The sequence below is a fragment of the Bacillus salipaludis genome (assembly GCF_004358205.1).
Genome location: NZ_SMYO01000045.1, coordinates 1 through 9,716, shown reverse-complemented (window position 1 = coordinate 9,716; position 9,716 = coordinate 1). Strand labels below are relative to the sequence as shown.

7 protein-coding genes and 2 pseudogenes are annotated in these 9,716 nt (G+C 35.6%); 7 read left to right on the top strand and 2 right to left on the bottom strand.

The genetic code is table 11. The annotated features are described in order from the left end of the window. Positions 1 to 320 precede the first annotated feature (320 nt). Positions 321 to 833 carry a GNAT family N-acetyltransferase gene (locus E2K98_RS29265; RefSeq protein WP_133340409.1) on the top strand — a complete coding sequence of 171 codons (513 nt, stop codon included), beginning with the start codon at positions 321 to 323 and terminating at the stop codon, positions 831 to 833. 112 nt (positions 834 to 945) lie between these two features. On the opposite strand, the pseudogene E2K98_RS29260 reads toward E2K98_RS29265, so the two are convergent. Next, positions 946 to 1,206 (bottom strand): annotated as a pseudogene (locus E2K98_RS29260) (tyrosine-type recombinase/integrase); the annotation flags it as partial. On the opposite strand from E2K98_RS29260, the gene E2K98_RS29255 reads away from it, so the two are divergent. The 4 genes from E2K98_RS29255 to E2K98_RS29240 all read left to right on the top strand — a co-directional run bounded on the left by E2K98_RS29255 (position 1,172) and on the right by E2K98_RS29240 (position 3,951). After that, on the top strand, positions 1,172 to 1,426 hold the full coding sequence (locus E2K98_RS29255; protein ID WP_235824972.1) for a VOC family protein: 255 nt from the start codon (positions 1,172 to 1,174) through the stop codon (positions 1,424 to 1,426). The pseudogene E2K98_RS29260 and the gene E2K98_RS29255 sit on opposite strands and share 35 nt — an antisense overlap. A gap of 193 nt (positions 1,427 to 1,619) precedes the next feature. Continuing rightward, the gene (locus E2K98_RS29250; RefSeq protein ID WP_308913374.1) at positions 1,620 to 2,288 is read left to right on the top strand and encodes a lysoplasmalogenase; all 669 of its coding nucleotides are present in this window, start codon (positions 1,620 to 1,622) and stop codon (positions 2,286 to 2,288) included. Between the two features lie 224 nt (positions 2,289 to 2,512). Beyond that, the gene (locus E2K98_RS29245) at positions 2,513 to 3,415 is read left to right on the top strand and encodes a DMT family transporter (RefSeq protein ID WP_133340405.1); all 903 of its coding nucleotides are present in this window, start codon (positions 2,513 to 2,515) and stop codon (positions 3,413 to 3,415) included. A gap of 173 nt (positions 3,416 to 3,588) precedes the next feature. Next, entirely contained in the window at positions 3,589 to 3,951 is a 363-nt protein-coding gene (locus E2K98_RS29240; protein WP_133340403.1) for a hypothetical protein, read from the top strand. A gap of 191 nt (positions 3,952 to 4,142) precedes the next feature. Here the strand turns inward: E2K98_RS29240 and E2K98_RS29235 are convergent, their stop codons facing one another. Next, complete coding sequence (locus E2K98_RS29235; RefSeq protein ID WP_133340401.1) at positions 4,143 to 7,268, bottom strand: efflux RND transporter permease subunit; 3,126 nt, start codon at positions 7,266 to 7,268, stop codon at positions 4,143 to 4,145. A gap of 247 nt (positions 7,269 to 7,515) precedes the next feature. On the opposite strand from E2K98_RS29235, the pseudogene E2K98_RS29230 reads away from it, so the two are divergent. Together E2K98_RS29230 and E2K98_RS29225 are read left to right on the top strand one after the other, a co-directional pair. Beyond that, positions 7,516 to 7,907, top strand: a pseudogene (locus tag E2K98_RS29230) (CDP-alcohol phosphatidyltransferase family protein). A 175-nt stretch (positions 7,908 to 8,082) separates the two neighbouring features. Then, a complete protein-coding gene (locus E2K98_RS29225; RefSeq protein WP_235824971.1) occupies positions 8,083 to 9,399 on the top strand; it encodes a VTT domain-containing protein in 1,317 nt (438 codons plus the stop codon). The last annotated feature ends 317 nt before the right edge of the window (positions 9,400 to 9,716 follow it).

Here is a 9,716-nt window from a genome sequence, read left to right as displayed (position 1 = left end):
CTCCCGTAAGGGATACTGGCGGATATCTAAAAGTGAGATTCTGCATCAAGCGATAACAAAAGAAAAACTCACAAAATGGGGATTAAAAGATATATCCCAACTTTATGAGTTACGATACTTAAAAGATTGAACCGCCGTATACGGAACCGCCGTATACGGAACCGTACGTACGGTGGTGTGAGAGGTCGGGGATTAAATTTCCCCTCCTACTCTATTGTGCTAACGGGGCAGTTTAGTTAAACAACAATATCATTAAAAAAAGGAATTTTAGCTTTCATAAAGAAAGAGTAAATAATAAGTCGTGAGGAGATGAAGAAAAGTTGAAAGAAAGTAACCATATCATTCAGATAAAGCCTTGGGAGGATAATGACCTTGATTTACTTTTTCTTATAAACGCTCCAGAAATGATGCAGCATCTTGGAGGTCCAGAGAGTAAAGAGCAGATTTTGAATCGACATAAACGATATCTTGAGCTTGGTAATAGAGGACGTATGTTCAGCATAACATTGTTACCAGAATTAGAACCAGTAGGTTCTGTGGGATATTGGCAAACTACTTGGAATAATGAAAGTGTATATGAAACTGGATGGAGCGTTCTACCCTCATATCAAGGGAAAGGGATAGCTACAAATGCAGTAAAGTTAGCAATTGAAGAAGCATCTAGTGAGAACAAATATAAATACATCCACGCATTTCCATCGATTGATAATCCTGCTTCAAATGCAATTTGTCGGAAGCTTGACTTTCAATTTATTTCTGAATGCGAATTTGAATATCCTCTAGGAAGCTTTATGCGGTGCAATAATTGGCGCTATAGCTTAATTGGACAATAGCTGATTTTTCAGTACTTGATTTTTAAAAAGTTAAGGAAAAAAATGTACTTAAGCTAACGGGTGCAAGAGTGAAATAAAGCAGGGCATTCGAGATGCGCTGATTTATTTATTTTTAAAAATACTTCATATATAATTGCTGTCTGATGCTTCCGCTTAACTGGGCATATATCCGGGTAGTTTCACTTTTTTCATGACCTAATAAGCTTTGAATAACATCTAGAGGTGCTCCATTATTCGATAAGTGGGTTGCATAGCTGTGCCTTAGTTGGTGCGGATGAATGTCTTTGTTAAAGCTGGCGCGGTTTGAAATCCGCTTAATAATGTATCGCATCTGGGCAATGCTCATTCGAAGAGGATTCCGTTCCGTGACAAAATTATCAATGAATGGAAAAGGGATGGTTTTAGATAGCAAGATTTATTCAGAGGAAAATTTCACCAATACACCACTTTTCCATTTGAATACTAATGATATAGAACAAGCATACGAATATATGAAAGGGCAGAATGTAGAATTAACAACAGAAATTATGCATAATCATTGGTTTATTTTCAAAGACCCAGATGGGAATCATTTAATGGTGTGCAAGTATTAATATTATTGGACTAAAGGGTGCGCGACTTGAAGAACCAGCAGCCATTATTGGTGGCTTTTTTGTTATTCAACTAAAGAAGCAGTTTAGTTTCCGGAAGGAAAACGTTAAGTTATAAAGAAAATAGTAGATTATTAAAATCCTATTTGGAGAAGCTGTTGGCAATAAAAAAGAGAAATAAAACTGTTACAAAGAGGTGAATATATTGAAAACCTATCGATTACCCACTTTCATTTTACTTATGAGCCTCATATACATATTTGCCATTTCCAGCAAACCAGAAGCAATCAAAATGATATTTAAATTAATCCCAATGTGGCTAATTCTTTTCTATGCTTATAAACTAATACCTGATAAAAAATCACGCCCTCATTGGATTATATGGTGCGGATTATTTTTCTGTATGCTAGGTGATGGGCTAATTAGATGGTTCGTTATCGGCTTAGCAGCATTCCTAATTGGGCATCTGTTTTATACAGCAGGGTTTTCCCGTTATTGGCGTTTTACAAAGCTTTCACTTCTTATGATTATACCTATTGGATTATATGGCTTTGTTATGGGGTATCACATAATCGCTGCATTGCTTCAGAATCATAATGATACTTTAATAGTTCCCGTACTTATGTATATAGTTATTATATCTCTGATGTGTTGGTCTGGATTTTTGTCCCAAAATATATGGGCAATAATAGGAAGTATTTTATTCGTCCTCTCAGACTCAATTCTGTCATGGAATTTGTTTGTTTCAGAGATTCCCTATTCTGATATCCTGATTATGACAACCTATTATACAGCACAATTTTTAATAGCACACAGCTTGCGCTTATTTCCTAGTTTTGGAAAATATTCTTCGGGTGAAAAGTAGGTGAGATCTATCGTCTCGCCTTTAATGTTTTCTGTAGTAATTATGGGTGAATGTATCCAAAAAGGATTTACGCTTTTTTGTTGAATTTATTGAACTAACGGGGCAGTTTAGCTCAATAAGAAAAATATTCAAATCGTGGTTAATTGACTGCTTCAAATTTGTTACAATTACTAACTGAGAGGTTATTAAACATATTAAGATAAACTGTAGAATGAGGTAATGCAATGACATATTTTATGTACATATTTTGCTTAATAGTATGGGGGCTAAATTTTATTGCGGTGAAAATTCAAGGAACTCCAGTCAGTTTGGAATTATCATTATCATATCGTTTAGTTATGACAGCTTTTTTATTTTTAGTTCTTGTGTGGTTCCTTAAACCAAAGGGGAGACCACGTTCAAAAGATTTTCCGTTTATTATAGTTTTTGGTGTATGTAACTTTGCATTAAGTTATCTGTGCCTTTATTACGCCACAATTTTGAGCTCTGCGGCCATTGTAACATTAATCTTTTCGTTAAAAGTGATATTGACTCCGATTGCTCTCCGTGTTTTTTTAAAGGAGAAATTATATTCTCGCGTGTTAATTGGGGGAATTCTAGGGGTATTTGGAGTATGTGTCCTAATCTATCCGAACTTAAATGATTTTCAAGGACTTACTGATTTAAAAGGAATCATGATTGCTTTGTTAGGTACGATTCTAACAGCTGTTGGTGATGCAAGTTCTGCAAGAAATGCTAATAGAAAGATTAACCCTATCTATGCAAATGCTATTGGTTTTACAATTGCTAGTATTTTAATGGGGGTAATTGTACTGTTCCAAAGAAATAAAATTATACTTCCAACAACAGTTACATATTTATCTGCTTTGCTATATTTAACTTTGATTGCTTCTTTTATGGCTTGGCTATTTTATTTAAAACTTGTAGAAAAAATTGGAGGGGCAAAAAGCGGGTATATGGTAGCTCTATTCCCAGTAATTGGAGGGGTTGCTTCTGTTTTAATTGGTGAATCAACTCCATCAATTTATTTGGTAGTAGGGTGCCTTTCTAGCTGTATTGGAGCTGCAATTGCTTTAGGGGTTAGAATTCGAAGTCAGAATAATAATCTGCCTGTAAATACTAATTAAGAATAGACTTTTTTATTAATGCTTATTAAGCTAACGGGTGCAAGAGTTAAAGATCGAGCTGTCATTGTGGCAGCTTTTTTTATTGCAGTAAAGGGGCAGCTTACTTGAAGAAGGAATCCATTCAAGATACGTTGAATTAAATACAAATCATTTTTTAGACCGAGGTGTAACTGTTGGGAAGAAACCGATATGTAGGTAGCTGGAATGAATCAAATTTTATTGAAATCGATTGGTCGTTTAGTAAAGAAAACCTTGTTGATTTGATAAAGAGTGTGGTAAATAAAACAAATCAATATACTCATCAACAGATTTGTAATTGGTGTGATAAGCATTATATGAATGAGGATGGATTGAATGATGAAAAGCTATACGGCATATTAGAGGATATTTCTGCACAGTGGGATTTATATTTAACTAACACGTTCTCGCTTAAAGAACTGCAACAGTTGGATTTTTCTAAAGTAAAACTGCCCATTGAATGGTTTGAGGGTTGGTTAAAGGAATTAACTTACCACTTTTTGAATAGAAGTTTGTGAAGCATTGTACTTACGCTAACGGGTGCAAGAGTTTAAGATCCAGCTGCCTTTTTTGGCGGCTTTTCTTATAGAAGTAACGAGGCAGTTTAGCAGAAAAGGGCAGACAGGAGAAAACAAGAAAACACCGACATTTGGTCGGTGTTCTTGGATGATTTCTCCATCTCTAATAATTAAAACCTTAAATAATATTCTTAGCTTATTTTGGTTTCGTTGGAAGCACTAAAGTTTTTAATTGCTGCTTTTTTATGCAACCATTCGTAAATAATAGGGATGATAATGAAACTATTAATTGTTGATGTTACCATTCCGCCAATTACTACAATACCGAGCGTTTGAGAAATGACAGTATCTACATTATGTGAAAACGCAAGTGGTAACAATGTTAGGATTGTTGCTGCTGCTGTCATCAAAATCGGTCTAATCCTTGAAAGACTACCATTCAATACAGCTTCTTTAACATCCATTCCTTCTTTTCGATTTCTTTCAATTTTATCAATTAATACAATACCGTTTGTCACCACAATACCTGTAAGCATCAGAACCCCAATTAATGCAGCTAAATTCCATTCTCCGTGGAATAAAATTAAGGCAATTACTACACCACTTAAAGCAAGGGGAATGCTTAAAAGTACAGATAATGGTGCTCTCCATCCTTTGAAAATAGAAGAAGTAATGAGTAATACTAAAAGGATAGAGAAAGCAACGGCAACAGCCATATCAAAAATCATATCTTTTACTTGTTGCGTAATACCCCCCAATGAGTACGTTACATCTTTAGGAAGTTTCATATCGCTTAGAACTTTATCTGCTTGATTTGAAACTTTACTAATGTCATTTGATGTAATCTGTGCAGTCACAAGGGAGAATGGCTGACCATCTCGTTCGCTAATGGTTGAAGCAGATGTATCTTTTCCAATCTTAGCAATTTGGTCAAAACGAACCATCTGACCATTATTTCCTATTAATTTTTCAGCCGCAAGAGATGCTAAGACATCATCCGCAGAAGCATTTAAGGTGATCGTAGAGTTTGATCCTGTTGCAATTTGATCTAAATATTGGTCCACAGGAAGTGCTTTATGATCCACGGTAACCGTTGCATCCTTAGATTGAGACATATAGCGGTTAATGACCGTTAAAATGTCAGCAACTTTTACGCCTTTATCTTGAATCGCTTTTTGGTCAAAAGTCACTTTATACTTTGGAGAACCGTTCGTTAAATCTACTTTTCCATCTACACTCAGGTTCGCAATTTTTGATAAGTTGGTTCTCGCTTGTTGTGCGACTTGATCCAATGTTGCTTGGTCTGAACCTGTGAACAAGATACGCATTTGTGAATCATCACCAGAAATGTTCTGGCTTGTTACGGTATAAGTAACATCTTTAGATAAAGTCGGAAGCTGCTTTTGTAACTGTTGAATAACAGCATCAGCATCCTTGTCGTTCTTCAACACAACAGAAAGATTAGCGACATTTGGATAGGTGATAAAGCCGCCGCCTTGGTCAAACACGTCATCACTTTGAGGTGTCATAGTCGAACCGAAATTAGCTGAATACGCATCGACTTTTGGATTTGCCTTCAATGTTTTCTCAATTTTTTGTACTTCTGAATCGACTTGAATGAGTGTGCTTCCTTTTGGTAATTCAGCTTTAATGGCAATTTGTCCGATTTTTCCACTAGGTAATAAACTTACTGGAAGAAAAGCAGAATAGGCGCCAGCAGCTAAAAATACCACTATAGAAACAATAATCATTGCTTTTTTGTGTTTAAATGCAGATTGCAGTATTGGTTTCATTTTTGTATCGAGTTTTACGGTTTGTTTTTCTCCGTTTCCGCCTTTCCATCCCATGAAAGCAAGAGCTGGAATAACAAGCATGGCAACAAAGAATGAAATGATGAGTGCAATCACGACAGACCAAGCAAATCCGCTATATGAAGCACTAATGACTCCACCAACAAACGCGATAGGAATATAAACGGCAATGGTCGTTAAGGTAGAGCCTAATATTGCAGGAATCATTTCAACAACCGATGATGCTAGGATGGAAAGCAAAGGTTTTTCCTTGTTTTCCTCACGTTTACGGTACATGTTGTCTAATATAACAATCGAGTCATCGACAATACGGCCCATCGCTACAATCAAACCTGATACCGTTAAAATGTTTAACGTGATACCCATTGATTTTAAGAAAGCCGTTGTTGCCAGTAATGAAATTGGCAGTGATATAGCTATTAATAGTGTACTTCTTACATTTCGGAAGAAGAAGAATACACAAATCATTGAGAATAAACATCCAAGTAAACCTTCTCGAACTAATCCAAAAAGGGAGCTGTTTAATTCTTTTTCTCGGTCAAGTAGGACTTTAAAAGAAACATCCTTTGGATTTACCGTATCCAAATGAAGATGTGCAACCCGGTCTTTTACTTGATTGGCTACATCCGTAATATTGGCTGATGGTGTTTTGATCACATTTAACGTAACGCTAGGTTTTCCGTTTGTTCTGGAAACTGTTTTTACGTCATTTAGTGAATGAGTGATAGTCCCAAATGCAGATACAGGAATCGCTTTTCCTGCTTTGTTCATTATTGTTGCATTTTCCATTTGCTTCACAGTTAATGGTAAACCGTCAAATGAAACTGGAATCGACAATTGATTGTTTGCAATCGTACCTGACGGCATAGATGGAACGGCTAATGCAAACGATTTATTTATATCATCCAATGTTAACCCGTTTTTCACTAGGTCTTTCATACGGACCGTTAATACATATCCATCTTTTGCTCCCCCAAACACGGAAACATCCGCTACACCAGGGACAGATTTTAATTGTTTAATAATTTCCTGTGTTGCTGTTGAGCGAAGTGTTGCCTCATCCAATTTTGAACTGGTTACGCTGTAAGTTAAAATCGGGAATGAACTTGTTGTTAATCGAGTAACTGAAGGAGTAGATGTAATAGTCTGCGGAAGATCAGCAATAGCTAATGCTTTATTGACTTGATCTTCAGCTTGTTTCATGTCTGTATTCATTGGAAAATATAAACTCATAAATAATCCGCCGTCATAGGATGTGCTTTCCACATTGGATAAACCATCTACTGTTTTGACGGCACTTGCCAGATTATCGGTTACTTGCTGTTTTACTTGAGCTGCTTGATACCCAGGCACTCTCATACTAACTGTAAGGGTTGTATTGTTTATCCCAGGCAAATAATCCCTTTGCATCTGGTAAGCCGAAATACCCCCCCAAGCCAAGATGATGACAATACAAACAATCATCAGAATGGCTCTTTGCATGGTTGCTTCAACCAACCTTTTCATTGTTTTGCCTCCCTAACTTTTTTATTTAACTTAAACCCAAATAACTTTATATTTATTTGTCATGAAACCAAGTCCGGCACTGGAAATAAAATGGGCAATTTAACTATATAAAATAAACTTGTACTTTCGTCCTTAATAAAACATTAAAATTTCATTAAAATGAATAATGGACATTTTAGTATAAGGGTAGGTTATTTAGAAAATGATACTTAAATGGAAGGATTCGTTAATGTCAAGGGGAACTGCCTTGATCCATCAGATAGTAAAAGCTGTACCCAATTTTTTTCGATTGGGATTTTTATGTGTGCAATTCTTTCAATAACCTGTAGTAGGAGTGGATTTATAGAAGTACCCTCCATTTTAATTTTCTTTTCCACTGTTTTTGATCTTCTTGACGGAAGGATTGTAAGAACATTTAAAGTGAACAATGAATTCGGTGTCGTATTGGATCCCTAACGGATATGGTTAGTTTCGGAGTAGCCCCTGCACTTCTATTTCAATCGATAGCAGCACCGTCTATCTTAACTCTTAGCATTTATCCTTGGGGGCATTAAGTTTAGCTAAGTTTAGTTTTCTACCATTGGGTATTTTAAAGGATTGCCCATACCACCAGCTGGATTGCCATTGGCTGGGCTTTAATAGTATGCTGTCTTTGTTAAAAAAGCTAGTAACCTTTTCGAAAAGGGAATAGCTTTTTTATTTTATACATAAACCTTTTTCTTCCATTAATTCAAGATTAATAATTCATTAAGCTGCAAATTTATTTCAAAAATCGTGCTACATTGTAAATAGAGCTAAGGTGAAATTATTCTTATTGGATCTTTTCTTCTTTAGCATTTTTGGAGGCATTGATATGTCATATTTAATAACACTATTCGAACAACACAGCTATCTGATTTTATTTATTGGAATCTTCCTTGAGCTCATGGCCCTGCCTATTTCTGGTGAACTTTTAATGAGTTATGCAGGATACTTTGTATATCAAGGGAAAATGAACTATTTTTTAGCGCTTTTGATTGTCTTTTTGTCTGGTGGTTTGGGAATAACCGTGACGTATTGGATTGGCAAGGCAGGAGGATATAAACTTATTGAAAAGTACGGGAAGCACATTCATCTAGGTCCTGAAAGATATAAGAAAACAGCTGCTTGGTTTGAACGCTCGGGCAGTAAATTGTTGGTGTTTGCTTATTTCATTCCAGGGATTAGGCATTTTACTGGGTATATTTCGGGGATTTCTAAAATGCCTTTTCGAAAATTTATCATTCCTGCATATATAGGAGCATTTTTATGGGGTGTTTGTTTTATTACACTTGGGAAAGTGTTGGGTCCTCAATGGAAGAGTTTTCATCAAGCAGCAGGTAAATATTTAATTGTTTTTTTAATTGGTTTGGCAGTATTGTTAGTAGGGTATTTTGCCTATCGATTTTATAAAGTTCAAATTAAAGAATTTTTTATTCATTTGTTAAATCGGTTAATAGAGCGACTAAAAACAATAAGGGCAACCGAAATATTTCTTATTATCCTCACTTTAGTTTTAATTGGCATGGTTAGTTTGATGTTGGGGCTTGCTCAAGATTATCTATACAATGAATTTACTCAGTTTAATGAAATTGCCGAATACATGGTTCATTCAGTTGTATATATGAGTTGGATGAAGGGATTTTTAGTATTCCAACCTCTGTATGCACTTTCTAGCATTATCGCTTTAACCATCATCCGTATTTGGATAAAGGGAAGGAACAGGGTGCTTGAGTACCTTTTGCTATTTGTTCCAATTTTAGGAGTAAGAATATTCCATGAATCAGTCATACAGATTTTTCACTCTTTACAAAGATTTGGTTTCTTAGGGAAATTTCATTCAGCAAATTTTCCTGATTTAAATGGAATGATTATGATCACTATTTATGGAACGTGTTTATTTCTTCTTGTTCGCCATTCGAAAAGGAATTATATAACAATAACCATTCCTATTATTGGATTATTCCTATTAATTGGTTTTGCTATTGCAAATATTGCATTGACTAACGTACTCCCAAGTGATATTGCTGGTGGCTACGTCTATGGCAGCGTCTGGATATTTTTTAATTTTTTGTTGTTTGAAATGTTAAGACTTGTATTGGAAAAGTATTAATAGCTGAGATTAAAGTATATATTTTACGAGGTGGTAGAAGAGGTGTTTCTGATAAAAGAAAGAAGATGAGATTATTGTAATATATAGGGTACAGATTTATTTTAAAGTTTGTGAAGATTTGTACTAAAACTAACGGTGCAAGAGTTGAATAAGGGGTCGCTGCTGCGACCCTTTTTGTGCGACGGGCAGTCGCATGGAGTGTTGATCTAGTCGACACTCTTCTTTTCATTATCTGACAGAGACGTCATCTCGGTGAAACGACTGGTTGATGATGATGATACTGAATCCCAGATGGTGAAAGTCCATCTCCGAGGAGA